Source organism: Micrococcales bacterium, assembly GCA_009784895.1.
Taxonomy (GTDB): domain Bacteria; phylum Actinomycetota; class Actinomycetes; order Actinomycetales; family WQXJ01; genus WQXJ01.
In genome coordinates this window covers 37,315-61,449 of record WQXJ01000002.1, presented here as the reverse complement: position 1 = coordinate 61,449, position 24,135 = coordinate 37,315, and the positions used below count along the sequence as shown (strand labels likewise).

20 protein-coding genes are annotated in these 24,135 nt (G+C 63.6%); 8 read left to right on the top strand and 12 right to left on the bottom strand.

Features of this window, described 5'->3' with window-relative positions:
• Nucleotides 1-20: 20 nt before the first annotated feature.
• Complete coding sequence (locus tag FWD29_00770; GenBank protein MCL2802479.1) at nucleotides 21-797, bottom strand: IclR family transcriptional regulator; 777 nt, start codon at nucleotides 795-797, stop codon at nucleotides 21-23.
• Between the two features lie 346 nt (nucleotides 798-1,143).
• Here FWD29_00770 and FWD29_00765 point away from each other — a divergent pair, with 346 nt between their 5' ends.
• A complete protein-coding gene (locus FWD29_00765) occupies nucleotides 1,144-1,836 on the top strand; it encodes a hypothetical protein (GenBank protein MCL2802478.1) in 693 nt (230 codons plus the stop codon).
• Between the two features lie 96 nt (nucleotides 1,837-1,932).
• Here FWD29_00765 and FWD29_00760 read toward each other — a convergent pair whose 3' ends face one another.
• Both FWD29_00760 and FWD29_00755 read right to left on the bottom strand, forming a co-directional pair.
• Entirely contained in the window at nucleotides 1,933-2,979 is a 1,047-nt protein-coding gene (locus FWD29_00760; protein ID MCL2802477.1) for an ATP-binding protein, read from the bottom strand.
• On the bottom strand, nucleotides 2,980-3,678 hold the full coding sequence (locus tag FWD29_00755) for a response regulator transcription factor (GenBank protein ID MCL2802476.1): 699 nt from the start codon (nucleotides 3,676-3,678) through the stop codon (nucleotides 2,980-2,982).
• Nucleotides 3,679-3,718: 40 nt separating this feature from the next.
• On the opposite strand from FWD29_00755, the gene FWD29_00750 reads away from it, so the two are divergent.
• Nucleotides 3,719-5,029: a hemolysin family protein gene (locus tag FWD29_00750; protein MCL2802475.1), complete on the top strand. Its 1,311-nt coding sequence runs from the start codon at nucleotides 3,719-3,721 to the stop codon at nucleotides 5,027-5,029.
• Nucleotides 5,026-6,042: a CNNM domain-containing protein gene (locus tag FWD29_00745; protein MCL2802474.1), complete on the top strand. Its 1,017-nt coding sequence runs from the start codon at nucleotides 5,026-5,028 to the stop codon at nucleotides 6,040-6,042. The genes FWD29_00750 and FWD29_00745 overlap by 4 nt, the downstream gene beginning before the upstream one ends.
• Nucleotides 6,043-6,075: 33 nt before the next feature.
• Here FWD29_00745 and aspA read toward each other — a convergent pair whose 3' ends face one another.
• A complete protein-coding gene (gene aspA / locus FWD29_00740; protein ID MCL2802473.1) occupies nucleotides 6,076-7,530 on the bottom strand; it encodes an aspartate ammonia-lyase in 1,455 nt (484 codons plus the stop codon).
• Nucleotides 7,531-7,899: 369 nt separating this feature from the next.
• Here aspA and glnA (FWD29_00735) point away from each other — a divergent pair, with 369 nt between their 5' ends.
• Complete coding sequence (gene glnA / locus FWD29_00735; GenBank protein MCL2802472.1) at nucleotides 7,900-9,240, top strand: type I glutamate--ammonia ligase; 1,341 nt, start codon at nucleotides 7,900-7,902, stop codon at nucleotides 9,238-9,240.
• A gap of 6 nt (nucleotides 9,241-9,246) precedes the next feature.
• A complete protein-coding gene (locus FWD29_00730) occupies nucleotides 9,247-12,417 on the top strand; it encodes a bifunctional [glutamine synthetase] adenylyltransferase/[glutamine synthetase]-adenylyl-L-tyrosine phosphorylase (GenBank protein MCL2802471.1) in 3,171 nt (1,056 codons plus the stop codon).
• Between the two features lie 185 nt (nucleotides 12,418-12,602).
• Here the strand turns inward: FWD29_00730 and FWD29_00725 are convergent, their stop codons facing one another.
• From FWD29_00725 to lpdA, 7 genes are all read right to left on the bottom strand, one after another.
• Entirely contained in the window at nucleotides 12,603-12,980 is a 378-nt protein-coding gene (locus tag FWD29_00725) for an aspartate 1-decarboxylase (protein MCL2802470.1), read from the bottom strand.
• Nucleotides 12,981-13,092: 112 nt separating this feature from the next.
• Nucleotides 13,093-14,178, bottom strand: a complete 1,086-nt coding sequence (locus FWD29_00720) for a DUF559 domain-containing protein (GenBank protein MCL2802469.1) — start codon at nucleotides 14,176-14,178, stop codon at nucleotides 13,093-13,095.
• A gap of 449 nt (nucleotides 14,179-14,627) precedes the next feature.
• The gene (gene glnA, locus FWD29_00715; protein MCL2802468.1) at nucleotides 14,628-16,061 is read right to left on the bottom strand and encodes a type I glutamate--ammonia ligase; all 1,434 of its coding nucleotides are present in this window, start codon (nucleotides 16,059-16,061) and stop codon (nucleotides 14,628-14,630) included.
• Between the two features lie 112 nt (nucleotides 16,062-16,173).
• Nucleotides 16,174-16,323, bottom strand: a complete 150-nt coding sequence (locus tag FWD29_00710) for a hypothetical protein (GenBank protein ID MCL2802467.1) — start codon at nucleotides 16,321-16,323, stop codon at nucleotides 16,174-16,176.
• A gap of 191 nt (nucleotides 16,324-16,514) precedes the next feature.
• Nucleotides 16,515-17,288, bottom strand: a complete 774-nt coding sequence (locus FWD29_00705; GenBank protein ID MCL2802466.1) for a DUF4191 domain-containing protein — start codon at nucleotides 17,286-17,288, stop codon at nucleotides 16,515-16,517.
• A 77-nt stretch (nucleotides 17,289-17,365) separates the two neighbouring features.
• Complete coding sequence (locus tag FWD29_00700; GenBank protein MCL2802465.1) at nucleotides 17,366-18,661, bottom strand: 2-oxo acid dehydrogenase subunit E2; 1,296 nt, start codon at nucleotides 18,659-18,661, stop codon at nucleotides 17,366-17,368.
• Between the two features lie 39 nt (nucleotides 18,662-18,700).
• Complete coding sequence (gene lpdA, locus FWD29_00695) at nucleotides 18,701-20,119, bottom strand: dihydrolipoyl dehydrogenase (GenBank protein MCL2802464.1); 1,419 nt, start codon at nucleotides 20,117-20,119, stop codon at nucleotides 18,701-18,703.
• A gap of 104 nt (nucleotides 20,120-20,223) precedes the next feature.
• On the opposite strand from lpdA, the gene FWD29_00690 reads away from it, so the two are divergent.
• The 3 genes from FWD29_00690 (at nucleotide 20,224) to FWD29_00680 (ending at nucleotide 22,343) form a co-directional block, all read left to right on the top strand.
• Nucleotides 20,224-20,571: an oxidoreductase gene (locus FWD29_00690; protein ID MCL2802463.1), complete on the top strand. Its 348-nt coding sequence runs from the start codon at nucleotides 20,224-20,226 to the stop codon at nucleotides 20,569-20,571.
• A 263-nt stretch (nucleotides 20,572-20,834) separates the two neighbouring features.
• Nucleotides 20,835-21,011 carry a hypothetical protein gene (locus FWD29_00685; protein ID MCL2802462.1) on the top strand — a complete coding sequence of 59 codons (177 nt, stop codon included), beginning with the start codon at nucleotides 20,835-20,837 and terminating at the stop codon, nucleotides 21,009-21,011.
• Nucleotides 21,012-21,095: 84 nt separating this feature from the next.
• The gene (locus FWD29_00680) at nucleotides 21,096-22,343 is read left to right on the top strand and encodes a peptidoglycan DD-metalloendopeptidase family protein (protein MCL2802461.1); all 1,248 of its coding nucleotides are present in this window, start codon (nucleotides 21,096-21,098) and stop codon (nucleotides 22,341-22,343) included.
• A 257-nt stretch (nucleotides 22,344-22,600) separates the two neighbouring features.
• Here the strand turns inward: FWD29_00680 and FWD29_00675 are convergent, their stop codons facing one another.
• On the bottom strand, nucleotides 22,601-24,103 hold the full coding sequence (locus FWD29_00675; protein MCL2802460.1) for a leucyl aminopeptidase: 1,503 nt from the start codon (nucleotides 24,101-24,103) through the stop codon (nucleotides 22,601-22,603).
• Between the last annotated feature and the right edge of the window lie 32 nt (nucleotides 24,104-24,135).

The window sequence follows — 24,135 nt, the reverse complement described above, 5'->3', positions numbered from 1 at the left end:
GACTCCCTAGTGTCTTGGTGTCATTGGATCGGGTTATGCCAGGTCGATTGCTGGCCAATTTGGTCGGCGGCAGCCAGAACCGATGGGCCCAGTTCGGTGCAAAGCTGCCGGGTAAAGCGCCCGGCCGGGCCGGAGACCGAGACGGCCCCCAGCAGCTCGCCAGTCTTAGTGGTAATGGCGGCGCCAATGCAGCGCACGCCGTCTTCAAGTTCCTGCTCGTCAATAGCCCAGCGTCGCCTGGCGACGGCCTCAAGTTCGGTTGCCAGCTTGGCTCCAGTCAGCGTCTTGGGGGTGCGCTTGATGGAGGCTGCGGCCAGGAACGGTTCGCGCTTGGCGGGGGGCAGAGCCGCCAAAATGGCCTTACCCATGGCGGTGCAATAGTGCGGTACGACCGAGCCAACCCGGCTGACCAGGCGTACGGCTTTGGCCGAGTCGATCTTGTCGATGTAGACAACGCCTTGGTCAGTGTGCATGCCCAGGTGGACCGTCTCGCCCGAGACCTTAGAGAGTTGTTCAAGGTAGTCGCGGGCCACGGATCTAAGCGAGTTGCCTTCCAAGGCGGCCCCCGCCAATGTCACCAGCCGCACCCCTAGGAACAACCGGCCGGAAGGATCGCGCGACAGGGCGCCGAGGTCGAGCAAGGTGGTGATGTAGCGGTGGCAAGTCGAAACCGGCAAGGCGCTGGCCCGGGCCAGGTCGGATAGTTTGACGCCGTCAGTACCGGCTGCGGCCACTAGGTCGAGGAACTCAAAGGCCCGTTCGACCGAGGAAGAAGACCTCTTGCGCTGGTTCGGCACCTTCGCCGCCTTTCGACTATTCGGGAAGCCTTTCGGCTATTGCGCAATGTTACAGGCTAGTACCGCCACCCGGGGGCGCGTCAAGCGGTGTTATCGAAACGTGACCGGATGTCCGTCATCGGGCAATCCCCCACCCCCAACCCCAATCCACCCACCCCAACCGCGAGTCCGAGCTTTGGCATGACCTCACGCCCGCAGCGAGGTATGGGTCTGGCACGCCCCGCACGCGAGTCCGAGCTTTGGCATGACCTCACGCCCGCAGCGAGGTAAGGGTCTGGCACGAGTCGGCGCTGCCGAGCCCCGGACTCGGTAAGAGGGAGCTTTGGGAATCGGGGATGATTGTCCGATGAGCGCTGGACCAAAACTTTGGCCCCCACTGGCCGTTGGGCTGGCCACGGTGGCCACCGTGGTGCTGATTGCGACGCTTGACGCTTCAGTCAGCCAGCCGGCGTCGAAACCCGAGTTTGATCAGCGTGTGGCGGCGCTAAACGCCCGGGCTGATCGTGATAGCCAAAGGTGGGATGTAGAGCGGCAGGCCCTTTGCGGTTTTGCGCTGGAGACCGCGGGCGGGCAGGGCTGGCAAGCCGAAACAACGCCGCAGGTTCTGGCGCATTTGGACCAGACGGGCGGGTTTACTCATCGGCCGCTTGATTCCAGGTCTGCGACGGCGGGTTTCGCCGTGTCAATGCCAGGCTATGAACGGCAAGCTCGGATCGATGGCCTGAATCACGATCAAGTAACTCAATTGGTGGTCGACTTCGCCACCGAACACCGCCATGAACTTGACGACGAGAACGTGTGGGTAGGTGGCTGGAAGCAGGTCGATGACAAAAGCGGACAGACGTACTTGGTAATGGATCTGACAAAGGTCTACTTCTCCATGGGGGAGGCGCGGCGTGCCGCCGCGGCGGGCGTTCAGGAAGCTCTCTATGACTTCCAGACCGCCATGAGCGTGGAAATCATCGAAAATGCCGCGGATTCGAGGCGGGAGCACTTGGACGATGCCGGCCCGATGCTGAGGCTCGAACTGGCGGCTTGATGCCAAACCCCGAACTCGCGGAAAAGGGTGATGCCAAACCCTGGACTCGCGGAAAAAGCGTGGTGCCAAACCCTGGAGTCGGTGAGTTGGGGGGGGCTATTTGCTGCGGGGCGGGGTCAGTTTGGGCAGGCGCACCCGGATGTGGCAGCCGCCGGTCGAATCGACCACATCAATACTGCCACCGTGCAAACGCACGGCCCATTGGGCGATGGCCAGGCCCAGGCCGGTGCCGCCGGTGGCCCGGCTGGCACTGGCGCCCTGACCGCGGGCAAAGCGTTCGAAAACCAGTTGTCGTTCATCCAGCGGGATGCCGGGGCCTTGATCCTTGACGTCGAGCTGGATCCAGCGACCAGAGGTTGTGCCCTTGAGTGTGATCACCCCGCCGGCCGGCGAGTGCCGAATCGCATTTGACAACAAATTGGCCGTGACCTGGTGTAAACGGTCAAGGTCAACCCAAAAGCTCAAGTCTTTCGGTTTGACGTCCATAACAAACCCAACCGACTTACCCAAACCGCTGGCTACCAGCCTGCCTGAGGCGACGGCATCGGCCAAGAAATCCGCCACCGGGGTCTCTCTCAGACGCAGCTCGGTGACATCGGCCTCCAGCCGGGACAAGTCCAAGATGTCGGTCACCAGGCCAGATAGGCGCCTGGTTTGGGCTAGGAGCAACTCCAAGGTCTCCGGGTCAGGCGTGGTGACGCCGTCGACCATGTTCTCCAATTCGGCTTGCAGGGCCGCCACCGGCGTGCGCAGCTCATGGGAGACATTGGCGATCATCTCCCGCCGCAGCTGGTCAGCCTGGGCCAGATCCTGGGCCATGGTGTTGAAAGCGCGGGCCAGTTCACCGACCTCATCCCGCGAGGTGGCCGTGACCCGGGCCGAATATTCGCCTTTGGCCATGGACTGGACGGCCTCGGTCATCTCGCGCAGCGGTCGGGTCATACCGTGAGCCAGGATCTGGGTGATGACAACGCCGGCCCCGATCGCCAGTGGCAGTGTGCGCGAGGGGCCCATGTCGTTGCGCAGGCCCATCCAGGTCATCCCGGCCGTGGCCACGACCGCCGCTGTCACCAGAACGGCGATTTTGAGCTTGATCGAGCCAAAGGCGTCGAGTGGGCGCGAAGCCCTTGGGCCTGAGGGCATTTACCGGCCTGCGTCCGGTTCGAAGGCGTAACCCACCCCGTGCACAGTGCGGAACATTTCCGCGCCGAGTTTGCGTCTGAGGCCCTTGATGTGGCTGTCGACCGTGCGGGTCGCCGAGGCGTCGACCCAATCCCAAACATGCTCCAGCAGCTGTTCGCGGCTTAGAACGGTATCTGGATGGTCTGCCAGGAAGGACAACAGTTCGAATTCAGTTGGGGTCATATGGACCTCGCGGCCATGCTGCGAGACCCGGCGGCGGGCCCGGTTGATGGTGATACCACCAAGGTTGATTTCAGAGGGGGGAGCCGGTTCGGCGCCGAGTTGTTTGGCCCGGTCGACCCGCCGCAGCAGGGCTTTGAGCCGGGCCACCAGCTCGCGCATTGAAAACGGTTTGGTCATGTAGTCGTCGGCCCCCACGCCCAGGCCAACCAGCTTGTCTGTCTCATCGTCGCGCGCCGTTAGCATCAAAACCGGTAGCGGCCTTACTGCCTGGACGCGCCGGCAAACCTCAAGCCCGTCAATCCCAGGCAACATGACATCGAGGATCAGGGCGTCGGGTTGGATTTTGGCGGCAACCTCAACCGCTTTGAGCCCGTCGCCAACCGTTTCGATCTGATAGCCCTCTGCCGCCAGGCGCCGGCCAATCGCCTGGGCGATGGTCGGTTCGTCCTCCACCACCAGAATCAACGGTGCAGTCATATCAATAGTCTGTCACGGCCCGGCTAGGGTTGGCTGCATCATGGTTTCCCAATGGCTGGCGGTGGCCGCTGGCCTAATACTGACGGCCGGTACCGCCATGTTTGTGGCGGGAGAGTTTGCCCTGGTGGCAATCGACGAGGCGACGCTCGATGCCGGCGCTTCAGGCGGCGGGGAGCGGGCCTTTCGCAAGGCCTTGGGGCGGACCTCGCTCTATCTGTCCGCCGCCCAGGTTGGTATCACGTTGACAACAATCGGTTTGGGTTACCTGACCCAGCCGGCCCTGGCCAGATTGCTCCACGACTGGTGGCGGGATTCAGGCTGGGCTTCGGGGGCCTCGGCCGCGGCTTTGGCTGCGGCTTTGGCTTTGGTGCTGGTCAACGTCATGTCGATGGTGTTCGGGGAACTGGTGCCCAAGAACCTGGCTCTGGCAAAACCGCATATCACCGGGCGGCGATCGGCCCCGTTCTTGGTGGCTTTCACAGTGGTGTTCAAGCCGGTTATTTTCGTCTTACACGGCACCTCGACGGCCCTATTACGGCTGATGCGGGTGACCCCGGCTGACCAAATTGACGCCGCCCGTTCGCGGCGTGAACTCGACTTTTTGGTGCGGCATTCGGCCGATGCCGGCACCCTTGAGCCCGATCTAGCGGACCGGCTATCGCGCACCTTGGCGCTGGATGACTTACAGGCCGTTGACGCCATGACCGACCGGACCCAGTTAGTGGTTGTGCCGCGGGAGGCCACAGCCGCCCAGGTCATCGACACTTCGACCGAATCGGGCCACTCCCGCCTGCCGGTAATCGACGGTTCGAGGGACAACATTGTTGGCGTAGTGGCTCTGCGCCAGGCGGTGGCGGTGCCACCCGAGCGCCGTTCCCGGGCGGTTGTGACCGGTCTAATGAGCCCAATCGAGCAGGTCCCTGAGACGGCCTCCTTGGGGGATGTGCTAGTTGGCTTGCGCGCGGTTGGCGCCCAGATGGCGGTGGTGCTTGACGAATACGGCGGCACCGCCGGCGTCATCACCCTAGAAGACGTGGTTGAGGAGCTGGTTGGCGAGGTTCGGGACGAACATGACCCCTCCCGCAGCCCCTTCCGCCGCCTGGCGGATGGCTCGTGGCGTTTGCCCGGACAAACCCGACCTGACGAGCTCGAGGCCATGGCCGGCATCGGACTACCGGAAGACGCCGCCTACCAGACCATTGGCGGCCTGGTGATGGCGCGCCTAGGGACTGTGCCGGCGCCGCGCGACCAAGTCACTGTTGGTGGCGTCATTATCCGGGTCGAAGCCATGGACGGGCGAAGGGTGGCCTGGCTGCGCGTTTGGCCACCTGCCGAAGGGGAGACGCCATGATCTGGGTGGCTCTGCTGGCGCTGGCAGCCAACGCCTTCTTCGTTGGGGCCGAGTTCGCTTTGATGTCGGTGCGTCGCTCCCAAATGGCGCCCCTGGCCGAGGCCGGCTCGCGGCCAGCCCGGATGGTGATCTACGCCTTGGGGCATATGCCGTCGATGCTGGCCTGTTTGCAGCTTGGTGTGACAGTGGCTTCGACCGGTCTGGGCGCGGTGGCCGAGGCAACTATTGCCACCGCTTTGGTCAGCTGGTTTGGCAGCTGGGGCCTGGGTGTGGCGGCGGCCCATGCCGTCGCCGCGGTGATGGCGTTGGTTCTGGTGGTTTTCCTGCATGTCGTGCTGGGCGAGATGGTGCCGAAAAACCTAGCTTTGGCGGCACCAACAGGTGCGGCCCTGCTGCTTGGCCCGGTGCTGGTGGTGCTGGCCTGGGTGTTGACTCCGATCACGGCCTCACTGCGCTGGGTGGCCGATGGCACCTTGCGGCTATTCAAGGTCACGCCCAAGGCGGAGGTTCGTTCGACCTACACCGCCGGTGAGGTGGCGGCGATTGTCGAGCATTCGGCGGCCAAGGGCACGCTGGAGGATTCCCAAGGACTGCTGCGCGAGACGCTGGAGTTTTCCACCCAGCAGGCGCGTGAGCTGATGGTGGCCGATGCCGATCTGGTGGCGGTGAGCTTGGCTTCGACCCCTGTTGAGGTGGAGGCGTTAGTGGCGCAGACTGGGTTTTCTCGCTTCCCCGTGCGCCGGGCCGAGGGCCTTGATTTGGTCGGCTATGTCCACATCATGGATGTGGCGGCAGTGCGGACCGGACGTGACCAGCCCATCGAGGCGCGGTTGGTCCGGTCAATGGTGCACTTGGAGGGTTCGGATGAACTCGAAGAGGTGCTTGAGTCGATGCAGTTGGCCGGCTGTCACATGGTTCAAATCGATGGTGGCGTGGTTTTCATGGAAGACGTGCTCGAGGAACTAGTGGGCGAGATCCGTGACGCCCAACAGCGCCGGCCCGGCTGGCGCTAGGTGAGCGCCGTTGGGCACTCACCTAGCGGCGGGTTATTTCCCGTGGCCCCAATCGGTCTCCGGCCGGCCGGAGAGCAAATGCTCCTTAGAAAAGACCCGGTCGACGGTGGCTTCGTCCAGCAGGCCCTGCTCGAGCACCACTTCGCGTACGGTTTGACCGGTTTCCCTGGCAATCTGGCCAATCCGGTCACATTCGGCGTGACCCAGAATCGTGTTGAGGTAAGTCACTAGCCCAATCGAACCGTAGACGTAATCGGATTGGACCTCGGTGTTGCAGGTGATGCCATCAATACAGCGGGTCCTGAGCACGTCACAGCCGTTTTTGAGCAGTTTGATCGACTCGAAAATGGCCTGGCACATAACCGGTTCCATGGCGTTGAGCTGCAGCTGCCCGGCCTCTGAGGCGAAGGCCACGACTGTGTCGTTACCAATCACCTTGAAGGCGATTTGGTTGACAACCTCCGGAATGATCGGGTTGACCTTGGCCGGCATAATCGACGACCCGGCCGCCATTTGGGGCAGGTTGATTTCGCCTAGGCCGGCCCTGGGCCCGGAGGATAGCAACCGCAGGTCGTTGCAGATCTTTGACAGTTTGATGGCGATCCGTTTCAGCCCGGCGTGAACCGAAACATAGGCGCCCGTGTCCGAGGTCGCCTCAACTAGGTTTTCAGAAACGACAAATGGCAGGCCGGTGAACCGTCCCAAGTAAGACACCGCCAGGGAAGAGTAACCCTGGGGTGTGTTGACGCCGGTGCCAATGGCCGTTGCGCCCAGGTTGACCTCTAGCAGCAGTTTGGTCAGGCCCATGAGCCATTGGCGCTCTTCGCCAATCAGCGTGGCGAAGGCGTTGAATTCGGCACCCGCAGTCATGGGCACGGCGTCTTGTAGCTGTGTCCGGCCCATTTTGATGACATCGGCGAACTCTTGGCCCTTGGCCTCAAAGGATCGTTGCAGCTTGGCTAGGCGCTGCTCCAACTCCTCGGCATAGGTGTAAACGGCCAGGCGGAAGGCCGTGGGGTAGGCGTCGTTGGTCGACTGTGACATGTTGACATCGTCCAGCGGGCTGATGATGTCGTAGGCGCCTTTGGGTTTGCCCATGATCTCCAGGGCCAGGTTGGCGATGACCTCGTTGGCGTTCATATTGACCGAGGTGCCGGCGCCGCCCTGGTAGACGTCAATTGGGAACTGGTCCCGCATGGCGCGAGCGCTGAGAATCTGGTCACAGGCCGAGATGATGGCTACGGCCTTATCCGGTTCGAGTGCACCCAGGTCACGGTTGGCTGCGGCGGTCGCCTTCTTGATGCAGGCCATGGCCTTGATCATGAGGGGGTAATCGTTGATAGTGCGGCCAGAGATCGGGTAGTTCTCAATAGCGCGCAGGGTGTGAATGCCCCAGTAGACCTCGGCCGGGATTTCGCGTTCGCCCAGGAGGTCATGTTCGGTGCGGGTTGCTTTCGGGTTTTCGGGGGGTTTTGTGCCGTTATCCACAACCAGCACCATAGCCCGGAGCCGTGGCTCAATGCGCCAGACGCCCCGCAGTTTCCGCCCATCAGCAACCCCACCCCACCCCCCATTTCCGCGAGTCCAGGCTTTCGCACCACCACCCACTCCAGCGAGTCCAGGCTTTGACAGCATCCCTGAGTCCCGCCATCGGCCATACTGCCTCGTTGCGGCTGCCGGAACTGCCACGCCTCAGCGAGTCCGAGCCTTGACAGCATGTCGAAGTCATGCCAAACCTCGGACTCGCGAGAAGGGGGGAGGACGCGAGAAGGGGGAGGTCTGGGCCCTGCCGCGACAGCGAGTCCGGGTTGTGGCAGCATTGAAAGGCCCAGAACACCCCAGGCAGGGAGGCCAACTGTGGATCGGCAACAAGAAAACGTGCTGCGGGCTATGGAGGAGCGCGACATTCACTTCATCCGGCTGTGGTTTACCGATGTACTTGGCATCCTGAAATCGGTGGCGATAGCGCCGGCTGAACTGGAAAGCGCCTTTGATGAGGGGATCGGCTTTGACGGCAGTTCGATCGAGGGTTTCACCAGAGTCTACGAGGCCGATATGGTCGCAGTGCCGGATCCAACCACCTTCCAGATCCTGCCCTGGCATAAAGAACGCGGCGGCACCGCCCGGATGTTCTGCGACATTTTGATGCCAGACGGCAGCCCCAGCGCGGCCGACCCGCGCCAGGTGTTGAAACGGGTACTCAAGCAGGCAGCCGATCTAGGTTTCTCCTTCTACACCCACCCAGAGATCGAGTTTTACCTGTTCAAAGCCCGGGACGGTGCGGCCACCCTACCGCTAGAACCGATCGACCAGGGTGGCTATTTCGACCACACGCCACGCGGGTTGGTCAACGACTTCCGCCGGATCGCCATCGAAATGCTCGAATCAATGGGCATCTCAGTCGAGTTCTCGCACCACGAGGCCGGACCTGGCCAAAACGAGATCGACCTGCGCTATGCCGATGCGTTATCCATGGCGGACAACATCATGACCTTCCGCACAGTGGTCAAGCAGGCCGCCCTGGAACAAGGCGCCTACGCCTCGTTCATGCCGAAACCGCTGGAGGGCCAGCCCGGTAGCGGCATGCACACCCATTTTTCGCTTTTCGAAGGCGACAAGAACGCCTTTTTCGCCGCCGGGGGCGAATACGAACTCTCCCGTACGGCGCGCCAGTTCATGGCCGGTGTGCTGCGTCACGCACCAGAGATATGCCTGATCACGAACCAGTTTGTTAACTCCTACAAACGCCTATGTGACGGGGCGGAGGCGCCCAACTACGTCTGTTGGGGGCATAACAACCGCTCTGCCCTGCTGCGGGTGCCAATGTACAAAACCGGCAAACCGCAAAGTGCGCGGGTCGAGTTCAGGGGCATGGACTCGGCCGCGAACCCCTATTTGGCTTTCGCCGCGGTCTTGGGTGCCGGGCTGAAGGGTATCGAAGAGGGTTACGACCTGCCGGACGAGGCCGAAGACGACGTCTGGGCCTTGTCCGATGGCGAACGCCGCGCCCTGGGTATCAAACCGCTACCGGCCTCATTGGCCGAGGCGGCCGCCACAATGGAGGATTCAGAGTTGGCGGCTGAAATCCTGGGCGAGCACGTTTTCGACTTTGTGCTGCGGAACAAGGCCCGCGAATGGGCTGAATATCGCGCCCAGATAACCGATTACGAACTGTCCACCTACATGCCGATCCTCTGATACCAGATGGACGGTTCTCCTGATCACGGCGGCCGGCGCCGGTCGGTCGGGGCTGCCCTGGCCCGGGCCGGGGTGGGCGATCCGGCGCGGGCGGAGTCCTGGTTTGAAGAGCTGGCCGGCTACGGAATTGGCCTAGAGCCGGGCGACCTGGCGCCGCTGGCGGATCCCGACGCCGCCCTGCTGGCCATGGTTCGCCTGGCCAGCGCCAAATCCGGGCCAGGCCTTGAGCTGCTAAGCGAAGTCCTGGCAGATCCGGACCGGCGGCTGAGCTGCCTGGCCTTGTTTGGAGGGTCGGTCGCCTTAGGTGAGCACTTGATTCGCCACCCCGAGGCCCTGTCTGGGGTGCCCGCTGGGGCCGATGCCGAGTCCCCGGCCGGGCCAGGTGACCTGGGCGCAGGCGGAGGCGACGGTTTGGCGCCCAAGGCCGGTACGGCATCGGGCGAAACGGTGCCTGTCAACCAGGCCGAGGCGGCACTAGCCAACCCGGCCGAGGCGACCAATGGAAGGCAGACCGACCCAACCGAACCAACCGCAGCCCAATTGGCCATCCGAGCCCGGCTGTTGGAAGCGGTTGGAGCCGACCCAGCTTCCGCCCGGCCAGTGGCGGCAGGCCCTGAATGCGAGCCGCTGCGGCTGGCCTACCGCAACGAACTGCTGGCCATTGCCGCCGGCGACCTGGCTCATGCGCGGCCGGTCGAGGTTTTCGAAGAGGTTAGCCGGGCGCTGGCCGACCTGGCCACCGGCGTGCTCGAGGCGGCGCTGAGCCTAGCCCGGGTGGCGGTGTCAAACCACGAGCTGGCCGACTTGTCGGTTATCGCCATGGGCAAGACTGGCGGGCGGGAGTTGAACTACGTTTCCGACGTTGACGTCATCTACGTCTGCGAGCCATCCAGCGGCGATGTCAGCGAAGCCAGGGCCATGGAGATCGGCACCCAATTGGCTATTGCACTGCAACGGGCTTGCGCCGCGCCGGCCAAAGAACCGGTCATTTGGCAGGTCGATCCCAACCTGCGGCCTGAGGGCAAGAACGGCCCGCTGGTGCGCACACTGGCCTCACACCAGGCCTATTTGGAGAAATGGGCTCAGACCTGGGAGTTCCAAGCACTGCTAAAGGCCCGCCCGGCGGCCGGCGATGCGGCCTTGGGCCGTGCCTACATCGAAATGACCCGGCCGTTGGTGTGGCAGGCGGCCGGACGGGACAACTTTGTCTTAGACACCCAAGCCATGCGCCGGCGGGTCGAGCAGCATTTGCCGGCTGGCGAGGCGGCCCGCGAAATCAAGCTGGGACGTGGGGGTTTGCGTGACGTCGAGTTCACCGTCCAAATGCTGCAACTGGTTCACGGGCGAACCGATCCGGCCCTGCGCTCACCAACCACGCTGACGGCCCTGGCCCAGCTGTCTGAGAGCGGCTACGTTGGGCGGTCGGCTGCCAGCCAACTGGCCGAGTGCTACCGCTTGGAACGAACCTTGGAGCACCGGATACAGCTGCGCCGCCTGCGCCGCACCCACCTCCTGCCCGAGTCCGAGGTAGAGCAGCGGATCTTGGCCCGGGCTGCCAGGCTGTCGCCGGCCACCTCCCAGGAGCTGGCAGGAGTCTGGAAAGCCACGAGGCTGCAGGTCCGGTCGCTGCATGAGGAGCTTTACTACCGGCCGCTGTTGCCACAGACCGCCTCGCTAACCCCCGGCGAGGCCCAATTGGCGCCAGAGGCCGCTCGGGCCCGCTTGACGGCCTTGGGTTACCGCGACCCTGAAGGCGCAATGCGGCATATCGCCGCTTTGACCCAAGGTGTTAGCCGGCGGTCATCGATTATGCGGCAGCTGTTACCGGTCATCATGGGCTGGCTAGCCGAAGGGGCTGATCCCGACTCGGGGTTGTTGTCCTTCCGTCAACTGTCTGAGGCCCTGGGCGCGACACCCTGGTTCTTGCGGTTGCTGCGGGACAAATCCGGTGCCGCGGAGCGGTTGAGCCACGTCTTGGCGGCCTCGAAATGGGTGGCCGATTCTTTGACTCGGTCGCCAGAGGCGGCCGCTTGGTTTGGCCAGGACGCCGACCTGGCGCCACGGCCCCTGGCGGAGATGATGGTCGAGTCCGATGCCGTACTGCAGCGGCACCAAGAGGTCGCCCCGGCGACCGAGGCAGTCAGGGCGTTGCGGAGGCGCGAGCTCAGCCGCATTGGCGCCGGTCAGGTCGTTGGCCAGGTCAGCGACCTCGAGGCCTATCAGGCAACTTCCGATGCGGCCGAGGTTGCTTTGGTCAGCGCCCTGCGTCTGGCCAAGGCGGTAGTGGCAGAAAACCTGGGCGATTTGCCGGCGCGTGTGGCGGTTGTGGCGATGGGCTCGCTGGGAGGCCGCGAAATGGCCCTTGGTTCTGACGCCGATGTGCTGTTTGTGCACCAAGCCGTGCCCGGAGCGGATCCGGCGGCGGCCAGCGCGGCGGCAGTGGCCGTGGCCAAGCAGGTCAAGGAGTTGCTTGGTGGCCTGGGACCCGAACCGGCCTTGGTAGTTGATCCCGACCTGCGGCCAGAAGGCCGCTCTGGCCCGCTGACCAGGTCGGTTGAGGCCTACCGGGACTACTACCAGCGCTGGGCCCAGCCCTGGGAACGCCAGGCTTTGCTCCGGGCTCGCCTTTTGGCCGGGGACGATGACGTGGCGGGCGAGTTTATGAGCCTGGCGGACAGCGTGCGCTACCAGGCCGGTGGCTTGCCGCCGGCTGATTTACGCGAGTTGAGACTGGTCAAGGCCAGGGTTGAAGCCGAGCGCCTGCCCAGGGGGATCGAACCGGCCCGCCACTTGAAGCTGGGCCCAGGTGGGTTGTTGGATGTCCAATGGGTGGCTCAGCTCTACCAGCTGCGCTTTGCCCACGGCCATCCTGCGCTGCAGGTCACCGCCACTCTTGACGCCTTAGAGGCCTGCGCCGCCGAAGGGCTAATCGAGCTGGCCGATGTCGAAGTCCTGACCGCAGCCTGGCGCCAGGCCATGGCTATCCGCCAGGCCAATGCGCTTTGGACCGGCCGGGTCAACCCGGCTTGCGACCACGTGCCGTCAGACCAACGCCACCTGGCCGGCATCGCCGCCCTCCTTTCCCGCGAGTCCGGGCTTTCGCAGCAAATTGCCCAGGACTGGGCCCGAGCCGCCCGCCGGGCAAGGAAGGTATTCGAGCGGCTGTTCTTCGACTAGCCCCCACAACACCGAGTCCGGGGTTTGGCATCAAGGGCTCGGCGCCGAACCACTAGGGCATGGGCGAAAGGTGCCGTCCGGTTTCGTGCTGCCAAACCGCGGACTCGCGGTTGAAGGCGCCTGATCAGCCCAGAAACCGTGAGTCGGAGGGGTTGCCCGATTGGATCGGGGCCATGCGGGGCTACTTACTGGCCTGGATGATGGCCAAGTCTAATGATCCGGTTGTTGGTGTCGACATGGGCCACTTTGGGCAGGTGGGTCTGGGCCGTGGATTCATCCAACAGGCCGTAACCGAGCACAATAATCAGGTCGCCTGTGTGAACCAGGTGGGCGGCGGCTCCGTTGATTGCTACCGTGCCTGATCCAGCCTCTGCCCTGATCACGTAGGTCGTCAGGCGGGCACCGTTGGTGATGTCGAGAACGTCAACCTGCTGGCCTTCAAACAGGTCAACAGCCTGGAGCAGCTCATCGTCGAGGCTGATCGAGCCGACATAGTCTAAGTCCGCCGCGGTCACAGTGGCGCGGTGGATTTTGGACAGCAACATCGGACGCAGGACTGCCATTGGTTGAGCGCTCCTTTCCCGGTCAACGGCCCCAGTATAAGCCCGCGTCAAGCCCACTGTTGGTCGACCTGGAGGAGCAGAGTTGGGGGATCGATTGGCCCGGATGCGACTGTCAGCGGCGGCGGCGCGGGCGGCGTCGCTGGGATTGGTCCAGACGCTCAACCGGTTCAAGGTGCGTGTGGCGCTGCCACCAGGGAGCTTTGGGTAGCGGCGGCCCGCCTTTCTGGCCCGGCGCGGGGCCGGGTGGGCGGTCGGGGAACAGGAAATCCTGCAACAACCTAATGGTCCTGGCCTTGTCATACATGACCATCACCGCATCAAGCCGGAGCACGTCATAGCCGGATTGCCGCAGGCGCTGATCGCGCCTGCGATCTGCGGCTTTGTCCCGATGGTAGGCAGCCCCGTCGACTTCAACCACTTTCCGCGCCCCGGCCACCAGAACGTCGACTCGCAACCTGCCCCCATCATTGAGCCTGACCGGCGCGTTGGCTTGCCATTGGTCAGCGGGCAGGGCCAGAGACTGGCGCAAAATCTCGTGACAATCGAACTCGGGCAAAGAGGCAGCGTTCGACCAAACCATTGCCCTCATCCAGTGCAACCGGCGAGCTCCGCGGTAGCCCTTGCGCCGCTTCGCGATCTTTGTGAATTCGGCCGGATGGATCCGGCCCGCGTTAATAAGCCAAGCCAGCATTTCCATGGCATGAGACTGATCAAGGTGTCGCAGGGTGTCCACTATGGCCGCCTGCAGGCTTTGGACACGGATCGAACCGGCGACAACTGTCTGTTCGTCATCGGGCACCGGGATCTTCCGTGCCATCAACCCGGCTTGATGACTCCGCGAAACCGAGGCCGCCACGATCAGGCGGTCAGACGCGGGGACCGGCGCGTCCGGTAGATGCAGTGATAAGGCCGATGGGCCCCAGACCACCCCGTCTGGCCAGGTCAACATGGCGGCGTTGGCCCGTCGTGACGTTGTCAGCGTGCGGCCGGGAGACTGCAGGGCCTTGCCGGCGACGCGGACCAAACGGCCGGTCTTAACCTGGTAGGCGACCCAACCCCGTCCCAATCCTCGGCCGGTCAGCTGGCTGCGGGTAAACACACTGGAACCGACCAGCGCTTCGGGGCTGCTTCCGGATGAGGTTATTGGGGCGAAGGCCCGCGGCCCGGTCTTCAATTCTGTGATCACCAACGATGTCATGTCCCAATCATCCAACCCACCCCAGACATCGCTCCGACCAGGACGAACACCCACCGGCCAGCTCAATGCGCCGAGTCCGGGGATTGTCACCGAGGGTATTCGCCGACTCGGCCTGGCTGCTTTAACCCAAAGGTTTGGGCCACCTCGGGCTGAATCCTGGGTTCGTGCGAGGTGGCCGTGGGGAGGCGATCGGTTGCCATCGGGCAGCCAGTGGTGCAGAACCCCGGACTCGCGAGAAACGTCAGTGGTGCAAAACCTCGGACTCGCGTGAATGGGGTGGTGCCAAACCCCAAACTCGCGGGAGGGGACTCGCGGGAGAGGGTTACGACAGGTGACCCTCCGCCATCGGGCAGCCAGTGGTGCAAAACCTCGGACTCGCGAGAAACGCCAGTGGTGCAAAACCTCGGACTCGCGTGAATGGGGTGGTGCCAAACCCCGGACTCGCGGGATCAAATGTCGTAGTACAACTCGAACTCGTGCGGGTGGGGCCGCTGCCGCAGCGGATCGACCTCATTGGTGCGCTTGTAGTCAGACCAGGTAGCCAGCAGATCCGGCGTAAAGACATCGCCTTCGGTCAAGAAGTCCTGGTCAGCCTCGAGCGCGTCGAGCACCTCCGGCAGCGAGGCCGGTACCTGCTGAATCTGGTCGTGCTCGGCCGGGGGCAGCTCGTAGAGGTCTTTGTCGATTGGGTCCGGCGGCTCGATCCGGTTGCGAATGCCATCAATCCCGGCCATCAACTGGGCGGCGAAGGCCAGGTAGGGGTTGGACGACGGGTCGGGCACCCGGAACTCGATCCGCTTGGCCTTGGGGCTCGAACCGGTTACCGGGATGCGGATACAGGCCGAGCGGTTGCGCTGCGAATAGACCAGATTGACCGGCGCCTCGAAGCCCGGCACCAGTCGGTGGAACGAATTGACAGTCGGGTTGGTGAAGGCCAAAACCGCCGGGGCGTGCGCCAGCAGCCCGCCGATGTACCAGCGGGCCAGATCGCTCAGACCGCCGTAGCCGCGTTCGTCGTAGAACAGCGGTTCGCCGTCTTGCCAAAGGGACTGGTGGCAGTGCATACCGCTGCCGGCGTCGCCAAAGATCGGTTTGGGCATGAAGGTGACTGTTTTGCCGGCCGCCCAGGCGGTGTTCTTGATGACGTATTTGAACTTCATCAGGTCATCACCGGAGTGAAGCAGGGTATCGAAGCGGTAGTTGATCTCCTGTTGGCCGGCGGTGCCGCATTCCGGGTGGGCCCGTTCTACGGCCAGGGAGGCCTGAGCCAGTTTCGCCACCATTTCGTCACGTAGATCGGCCAATTGGTCGGTTGGCGGCACCACGAAATAGCCACCCTTCAGGCGGGTCTTGTAGCTCAAGTTGCCGCCGTCCTCTTTCCGGCCGGTGTTCCAGGCGGCCAGAGAGGATTCGATCCGGTGGAAAGACTCGTGGTCCGATGTCGCATAGCGCACGTCGTCAAAAATGTAGAACTCGGCCTCGGGGCCAAAAAAGGCGGTGTCGGCAATGCCGGTCGAAGCCAGGTAGGCCTCGGCTTTGGCGGCCACGTTGCGCGGGTCGCGCGAATAGGTTTCGCCGGTGAACGGGTCGACAATCGAGCAGTTGATCACCAAGGTCTTGTATTTGCGGAAGGGGTCAATGAAAGCGGTTTTGACGTCCGGCACCAGTTTCATATCCGACTCGTGGATGGCCTGGAAGCCGCGGATCGAGGAGCCGTCAAACATCAGGCCCTCGTTGCCTTCGGCGAAGGCGCTTTCGTCAAAGGTCTGGGCGGGCACTGTGAAGTGCTGCATCACCCCTGGCAGGTCGCAGAAACGAATGTCGACGTGCTCAACGCCTTGGGTCTGGGCGTAGGCGATGGCCTCTTGCGGAGTTTCAAACATTGGACCGATTTCTCCTTGGGGTGTCGGTGTCGGGCGACATTTCCGATCTGTCGAGTCGGCAAGACCTCTTAGCAGTCTCCAGGCTACAGGCGCGTAGCTGGTGGGCCGGGCGTTAATCCATTTGAGTTTGGCCTGGATGGGTGTTGATGGCCGATGCCGGCTGCCGGGCTTGAGCCGCCTCGTCGCCTAGGCGCTGGCTCACTTCAGCCAGTCCGGGGTTTCGCACCATGGCCATTTCAGCCAGTCCGGGGTTTGACAGCATGCTGCCAAACCCCGGACTCGGCGAATTGGCGGGGGTAGCAGGTACCAGGTGGGGTGGTGCAAACCCCGGACTCGGCGAATTGGCGGGGGTAGCAGGTACCAGGTGAGGTGGTGTCAAACCCCGGACTCGGCGAAAAAGGGGGAGGCAAACAGGTGTGCTGCCAAACCCCGGACTCGGCGAAAAAAGGGGGGTTAGCGGCCGCGCATGCCTTTGCGGTCGGGCCGGGCGCGCATCGGATCGATGCCCTTGGGCAATGGCAGCTTCATCCCGCCCATCGACCGCAGCCGTTGGTTGACATTGGCCACCTCTGCCTTCGACAGCTGCGGTTTGAGTCGCTGGAGCTTGCGTGACAGCTTCATTAGAGGCACTTGGCCTTTATTGTTACCCACGACCAGTTCGATCACCGGCACACCGGGCGCCAGCCGGCCCAGGCGCTGTCGTTCCTTTTTCATCATCCGGCCAAGCCGGTTGGGGTTGCCGTCGCCCACTAAGACCACGCCGGGCCGGCCCACCGCCCTGAAGACCATGTCTTGGGTTTTCGGGTCGGCTGCGATTGGCTCTTGGTCAATCGACCAGCCGCGTCTGATCTGGCTAAGGGCGGCAAAGGCCGCGCCGGGCCGGTCTTCAATCCGGGCGTAGGCTGCCCGTTCAGCCCGCCGGGCCAACAGGATGAGCGAACTCATCAGGCCCATCGGCAAGGTCACCAAGGTCATGTAGAGCCAATGCCCGCGCCACACGAACAACCCAATGGCCAGGCCAATCGCTACAGTTCCGACCACCACCGCCAGCATCCACAGCCAAATCAGCGGTTCGGCCTGGCGGGCCATCTGGAAGACTTGCCAGATTTGCTTGTACCAAGGGGTCTTTTTCTGGCCGGTCTTGGTCGCCTTCTTGGCGGCCCGCTTGGCCTTGCGACCCTTCGGTTCCTCAGCCCAAGGGTCACTTGGGGGTTTGCGCGATGCCATGATCCGTTAGTTTACCGACCCGCTCGGGGTACCGGAGGGGAAACCGGCGCCCCGAGCGGGTGTGGGACTATTGGCCGCTATAGCGCGATTTCGGCTTCGAAGCTGGTGGTCTCGAGCCGGTGTTTGATCGAGGCCAAGAACTTGGCCGCATCGGTGCCATCAATCAGGCGCGAGTCGTAGGACAGCGTCAAGTAGGCCATCGACCTGACCGCAATACCGTCACCGACCACGACCGGGCGTTTGGTCACCGCGCCGACCGACAAAATCGCCACCTGCGGCGCCTGGATCAGCGGGAAGCCCAGCATGATCTCCGGGCCACCGGGGTTGGTCAGGGTGATGGTGCCACCCAACAGGTCGTCCGGCAGCAAGGCGCCAGTCTGAGCCCTGGCTGTGGCCTGTGCAATCGCCCGGGCCAGGCCTACCAGGCCGAGCGCGCCGGCATCGGCCAAGACCGGTACTACCGGGCCGAGCGAGGTGTCGACCGTAATGCCGATGTTCTGCTGCTTATACTGGGTGACCTCGTCATCCAGGATCGAAGAGTTGAACTTCGGATGGATCTTGAGCGCCTCAGCGGCCGCCTTGACGAAGAAGGCGCTGACCGAAAGCTCAACGCCTTCGCGGGCCTCAAAGCGATCCGACAGCTTCTCAATGACCTGGACCACGCCGCTCATATCGACCTCCGCCACGGAGGTCAGCTGGGTCAAAGCCGGGGCAGCCGCGAATGACATGTCGGCCCCAACCGACCGCAGGCGGGCATCACCAGCGGCGGTGGCACCGGCAGCCGGGGCTGGACCCTGCTTGGCGGCGACCACGTCTTCGCGCCTGATCCGTCCGCCAACGCCAGTACCGACAACCGAGCCCAGGTCAACGCCCAGATCGTTGGCGATCTTCCGCACCAGCGGGCTGATGTAGCCAGCTGCCTCGGCCGATGCCGGCGCTTCAGCCGGTGCGGCAGGTGCCGGAGGTGCGGGTGCTGGCGCGGGCGGTGGGGGTGGTGGTGGCGGCGGGGGCGCAGCCGGTGCCGGCGGGGGCGGTGGCGGCGGGGCCTCGACCGGGGCTGGCGGCTCTTCAGCCGGGGCTTCTTCGGCCGGCGCCTCAGCGGCGGGTGCCTCTGCTGCCGGAGCCGGGGCCTCGCCATCGGCGCCCAGAATGGCCAGGATGTCGCCAACCTCAGCCTCTTCATCCTCTGGCACCTTTATCTCCAGGAGCACCCCGGCAAAGGGTGATGGTATTTCGGTGTCGACCTTGTCGGTTGAGATCTCAACCAGCGGTTCGTCGACCTCAACCTTGTCGCCAACCTTTTTGAGCCAGCGGGTAACTGTGCCTTCGGTAACCGATTCACCAAGGGCTGGCATTGGCACTGACTGGGACACTTTCTTCCTCGATTCTGTGGCAGTTGTGCAGGGATTGATCTAGGCGTGGGCGTGCAAGGGTTTGCCGGCCAGGTCCATAAAGGCTTCGCCCAGGGCCTCGTTTTGGGTGGGGTGAGCATGGACCAGCTCGGCCACGTCTTCGGGGTAGGCCTGCCAATTGACGATCAGTTGGGCTTCGCCAACCAGTTCGCCAACATGGCTGCCAATAATGTGAACGCCGATGACGGGTCCGGCCGCCAGGCGCACCAGCTTGACAAAGCCTTGGGTGTTGAGAACCTGGGAACGGCCGTTACCAGCCAGGTTGTATTCGACCGTTTCGATGGCCTCGGCGCCATGCAGTTCTTTGGCTTGGGCCTCGGTCAGGCCAACCGATGCGATTTCTGGGTCGCAATAGGTTACACGCGGGATGTCAGCCTCGGCCTGAGCTGGGGTCTTGATGCCAGAGATGCGCTCGGCTACGGCAATACCCTGCTGGAAGCCGCGGTGGGCCAGTTGCAGGCCAGGCACAATGTCGCCGGTGGCCCAGATGTTGGCTACGCCGGTGTGCAGCTGGTCGTCTGTCAGGACGAAGCCGCGGTCCATTTTGATGCCATGGTCTTCGTAGCCAAGGCCAGCGGTGTTGGGTCCACGGCCAACGGCCACTAGCACCACATCACCGGTCAGCGTTTCGTCGTTTTCTAGGGTCAAAGTGACCTGGTCATCGCTTTGGGTGACGTCTTTGACCATAACGCCGGTCTTGAAGTTGATGCCACGGCGCCTAAAGGTCCGCTCCAGCACCTTAGAGACCGCCACGTCCTCGTTGGGGGCCAGGTTGGGCAGTCCTTCAACAATGGTGACTTCGGCCCCGAATGAACGCCAAACAGAGGCGAACTCCAGGCCAATGACGCCGCCACCAAGCACAATGGCGTTGGTGGGCACCCAGTCCATCTCGAGGGCCTGGTCCGATGTCATGACCCGGCCTTCGATGGTCAGTCCTGGGATTGAGCGCGAATACGAGCCCGTTGCCAGGATCACGTTGTCGCCTTCCAGGCGCCGTCCGTCTACTTCGACGGCGTTGGTTGAGACCAGCTTGCCGTGGCCGGTGACCAAGTCGACGCCGCGCCCGGAGACCAGGCCGCTGAGGCCCTTGTAGAGCCGGTCAATGACGCCTTGTTTGAACTTGTTGACCTGTGCCATGTCGATGCCGCCAAACTGGGCTGAAACGCCAAGCTTGCCTGCCTCTTTGACCTGGTCAGCCACCTCGGCCGAATGCAGCATGGCCTTGGTTGGAATGCATCCGCGGTGGAGGCAAGTGCCGCCAACCTTGTCGGATTCAACCAGCGCCACTTTGAGTCCTAGCTGGGCGCCGCGCAGGGCTGCGGCATAACCGCCGCTGCCTGCCCCCAGAATTACCACGTCGTAATCGAACTGAGCCACTTCGCTTTGCACCTTCTTCAGTGTCAGGGCTATGAAAGCCACGGGGACAAAAGCTGTTTGGGTCGTCAAACGCCCTCAAGTATCTTTCCATGGTTTTGGGCTGATAGGGCAACTGCGCTTGATGCACTTGCCAGTAGGCTGGGCCGGTGAGTTGGTTCAAGCGCCGTAGGGGCGGCGAATCCGCCGGGCCGGCCAAGGAATCGGCCGGAGAAGCCAAGCGGCAAACCATGGCCCACCTGCAGGAGTTCTCGGCCTCGCGGGTTGGGGTCGAGGCCTATCTTGAGCCGCCGACCAAGGACTATCAGACCACGTTGTTGCTGATTGCCACGACCGGCGAGTGGACCCGGCGCAAGATCCCCAACGCCGCCGCTGGCCGCGAGATCGCCGCTCAGCTGGGTTTGCCGGTCTATGACGTCAACTTCACCGGCTATCCACAGCGAATGCGCGACTGGAACGCCGCCCAACGGGCTAAAACCAAACGCCCCAACCCCTAACGCCGCCCCGACAAACCGCGAGTCCAGGGTTTGTCACCACCCCCAACGCGAGTCCAGGGTTTGTCACCACTCCTTTCCAACCGAGTCCGAGGCTTGACACCACTGTCGGTGACGCGAGTCCGAGGCTTGACAGCACCTCTCCTACGCGAGTCCGAGGCTTGACACCACTGTCGGTGACGCGAGTCCGAGGCTTGACAGCACCTCTCCCACGCGATTCCGAGGCTTGACATCATGTCCCCCAGGCGAGTCCAGGGTTTGACACCGTGCTGCGAAACCTCGGACTGGCTGATATGGGGGCGGTGGCTGTGCTGCGAAACTCTGAACTCGGTGAAAGCGGTGGGCCGAGCCCTGGCGGTGGCACCATGCTGCGAAACCTCGGACTGGCTGAAATGGGGGCGGGGGTGAGCCCGCGGGAAGGCGAGGATATCGCTGGTAGCTGAGGGCCGGCATCGGGCAGGAATGCCTGGTGGCAACGGCACGTTCCCTCGATACAAGCCCATTTTCTACCCGCAAGGAAGGACAACGTGCCTTTTAAGACACGAACGGTAAAAGCAGTGGTGACGGCGGCCCTAACGGCCGCGGCCCTGGTCGTGCCCCTAGGTGCCTCCTACGCCAGCGCAAACCAGGGCGACCAAGGACCTGGCCAGGATCTAGGCCAACTGCTTGAGGACGCCACGCCCACGTTAGCGGCCGTCTACATTGACCTGGCCAACGCCGAGGCGCAGATGGAAGCTGCCCAAAAGGCGGTGGATGACGCAATGGCCCAGCACGCTGAGGCGATGCGAGAACACGCCGAGTTAAGCGACGCGCTGAAATCGGCTGAATCGGAACTTGACCGGCTGCGGCCCAAGATCGATTCGGCTGACGCTTCGATCGACGCCACGAAAAAGGCCCTTGGCTACATGGCCCGGGATGCCATGAGCGGGGCCGGGATGACCGATCCGGGACTAGCCGTGACTGTGGGCGGGCAACCGTTGGAAACCGCCTTGGCCAAACACATGGCTCGTGAGGCAGTGGCCGCATCGCGCGGCGCCACTCTCAAGCAGAGCCAGGCAGTCAGCGGCGCGGGCCGTTACGCCCAGGCCCGGCTGGAGGCTGTGGCCGCAGAGGCGGCCCGGCTGACCGAACAAGCCGAAGAGGCGCTAGACAAGGCGGCCGCAGCCCAAAAGGAGGCCGAAGCGGCCAAAGCGAAGCTAGAAGAGTTGGTTGAATCAATGACCGCCTTGAGCCAAAGGCTCGAAGCCGAAAAGACTGCTGACCTGGCTCGCCAACGCGAGCTTGAGGCCGAAGCCCAGGCCTTGCAGGCCGAACTGGCCCAGTTTTACGCCAACCAGAGCCTCCTGCCCGGTCACGTGCTGGGCGACAGATTCTTCCTGAATCCGCTGCCCGGAGCGCCGATGACGTCCCCCTTTGGGCCGCGTGTCCACCCGATCTACGGCGATGTGCGTTTCCACGCCGGGGTTGACTACGGGGCTGCCTGTGGCGTGCCGGTATTGGCTACGGCGGCCGGAACGGTGGTGCAGTCCAAATCAACTCAGGGTTACGGCAACCGAGTGGTGCTTAGCCACGGCTCGGTCAGTGGGACGGTCATGATGTCGACCTACAACCACCTCCAGGGCCTTGATGTCAAAGTTGGTGACAACCTGGCGCGCGGCGGCGTGGTGGGCCGTGTCGGTACCACCGGTGCCTCGACCGGCTGCCACCTGCATTTCGAAATCCAGCGTGGCGGTGATGTGGTCGATCCGATGACATACCTAACAGGCTCGAGGTAGTCCCGACCAGCTCACCTTCGGCGAGTTTGGGGTTTGGCAGCATCGTGTCAAACCCTGGACTCGCTTGGAGAGGAAGGTGACAGACCGTGGTGCGAAAGCCCGGACTCGCGTGGAGAGGAAGGTGGCAGACCGTGGTGCGAAACCCTGGACTCGCGTGGAGAGGAAGGTGGCAGAGCGTGGTGCGAAACCCTGGACTCGCGTGAGGAAGGGCGGCGGCAAGGGTGGTGCGAAAGCCTGGACTCGCGTGAAGGGGGAGGTCAGGAGGGTGGTGGGGGTAGCGGCTTGCTTCGGCCGATGGCGGCTTGGCCGGCCAGGTAGGCCAGTAGTGTTCTGACCCCAACACCGGTGCCGCCTGTCGGCACATAGTCGTAGGCCTCGGCCTGGTTGAACGCGGTAGAGGCGATATCCAAATGCGCCCATGGGGCCTGGCCAACAAAATGCTGCAAAAACAGCCCGGCGGTCAGGGCGCCACCGTTGGGTTTGGTCAGATTGGTGTTGAGCAGATCGGCGACATCGGACTTCAACAGTTCGCCTAGTTCCTCAGGTAGTGGCAACGGCCAAAAGGCCTCGCCGGCCAAGGCAGCGGCTTCGACCACAGCCTGACGCACCGCCGGTGTGCCCATTACCGCGCTGACCCGGTCGCCCAGGGCGACAGCTTGGGCGCCGGTCAAGGTCGCGATGTCGATAATCGAGTCAGGTTTGTCATCCAGGGCTGCGGTAATCGCGTCGGCCAGGATTAGCCTGCCTTCGGCGTCAGTGTTAGTGACCTCGACGGTGGTTCCGGATTTCATGGTGACGACATCGGAGGGGTGCTGGGCAGCGCCGGAAGGCATGTTCTCGGCCAATGCCAAGTAGCCCGTCACCTTGACCGGCAGCTTCAGCTGGGCGGCAGCACAAATGGTTTGTAGCACAGCGGCCGCCCCAGCCATGTCGGATTTCATCGTGTCCATAGACCTGGCCGGTTTGATTGACAATCCGCCCGAATCGAAGGTAATGCCCTTACCGACCAGCGCCACATGGGTCTTGGCCCGCAGCGGCGCGTAGCTAAGTTTGACCAGGTAGGGCGGGTGGATTGAACCCTGGCCAACGGCCACAATGCCGCCATAGCCGCCCTCCAATAGCCCCGGCAGGTCGACAGTCTTGGCTCTCACCCCGGCTGGCTTGGCCGCCGCTACGGCGGCTTCGGCAAAAACGGCCGGCGTCAGGTCATTGGCCGGGGTGTTGACCAGGTCGCGGGCACCGGCCACGGCCGCGGCGACGACACTAGCCCGCTCGACCGCCGCAGTGACCGCCTTTGGCACCTGTTTGGCCTCCACGGCCACCGCCACCATCACCGTGCTGGGCGGCGCTGGATCAGCCGCCCGGTACTGGCTGAAGGCGTAGCCGCCCATGGCCGCGCCTTCGGCTATGGCGCCGGCCTGTTCCGGGCTGTCATAGCCAAAGGCCAGGCCAACTGTGGCACGCCCGGCCAACGACCGCACGGCCGTGCCCGCCGCCCGGCGCAGTTGTTCATGCCCAGGCTCGGACTGGCTGACGGGGCCCAGGCCGGCCACAGCCACCACCGGCGCGGCCAATTCGACCGCGAAAGCCCGGGCCGGCACAACCACGACCTGGCCCGCCCGGCCGGAAAAACCAAGCCAACCCAGCACTTCAAGGGCGTCAGGCCCAAGCGCTGAAGGAGCCGAGCCTTCTGAGCACACCAGAGCGACGGCATCGGCCACAAGATTGGCGGGCTTGGCCCCAACCGCCTGTAATGACATCACCTCTGCATCTTAGGGCGGTAGCCTCGAAG

What these genes read in the sequence shown, in the direction of transcription:
- FWD29_00765 (MCL2802478.1), top strand. Translation starts at nt 1,144, where the DNA reads ATGAGCGCTGGACCAAAACTTTGGCCCCCACTGGCCGTTGGGCTGGCC.
- FWD29_00760 (MCL2802477.1), bottom strand. Translation starts at nt 2,979, where the DNA reads ATGCCCTCAGGCCCAAGGGCTTCGCGCCCACTCGACGCCTTTGGCTCG.
- FWD29_00755 (MCL2802476.1), bottom strand. Translation starts at nt 3,678, where the DNA reads ATGACTGCACCGTTGATTCTGGTGGTGGAGGACGAACCGACCATCGCC.
- FWD29_00750 (MCL2802475.1), top strand. Translation starts at nt 3,719, where the DNA reads ATGGTTTCCCAATGGCTGGCGGTGGCCGCTGGCCTAATACTGACGGCC.
- FWD29_00745 (MCL2802474.1), top strand. Translation starts at nt 5,026, where the DNA reads ATGATCTGGGTGGCTCTGCTGGCGCTGGCAGCCAACGCCTTCTTCGTT.
- FWD29_00730 (MCL2802471.1), top strand. Translation starts at nt 9,247, where the DNA reads ATGGACGGTTCTCCTGATCACGGCGGCCGGCGCCGGTCGGTCGGGGCT.
- FWD29_00725 (MCL2802470.1), bottom strand. Translation starts at nt 12,980, where the DNA reads ATGGCAGTCCTGCGTCCGATGTTGCTGTCCAAAATCCACCGCGCCACT.
- FWD29_00720 (MCL2802469.1), bottom strand. Translation starts at nt 14,178, where the DNA reads ATGACATCGTTGGTGATCACAGAATTGAAGACCGGGCCGCGGGCCTTC.
- glnA (MCL2802468.1), bottom strand. Translation starts at nt 16,061, where the DNA reads ATGTTTGAAACTCCGCAAGAGGCCATCGCCTACGCCCAGACCCAAGGC.
- FWD29_00710 (MCL2802467.1), bottom strand. Translation starts at nt 16,323, where the DNA reads ATGCTGTCAAACCCCGGACTGGCTGAAATGGCCATGGTGCGAAACCCC.
- FWD29_00705 (MCL2802466.1), bottom strand. Translation starts at nt 17,288, where the DNA reads ATGGCATCGCGCAAACCCCCAAGTGACCCTTGGGCTGAGGAACCGAAG.
- FWD29_00675 (MCL2802460.1), bottom strand. Translation starts at nt 24,103, where the DNA reads ATGTCATTACAGGCGGTTGGGGCCAAGCCCGCCAATCTTGTGGCCGAT.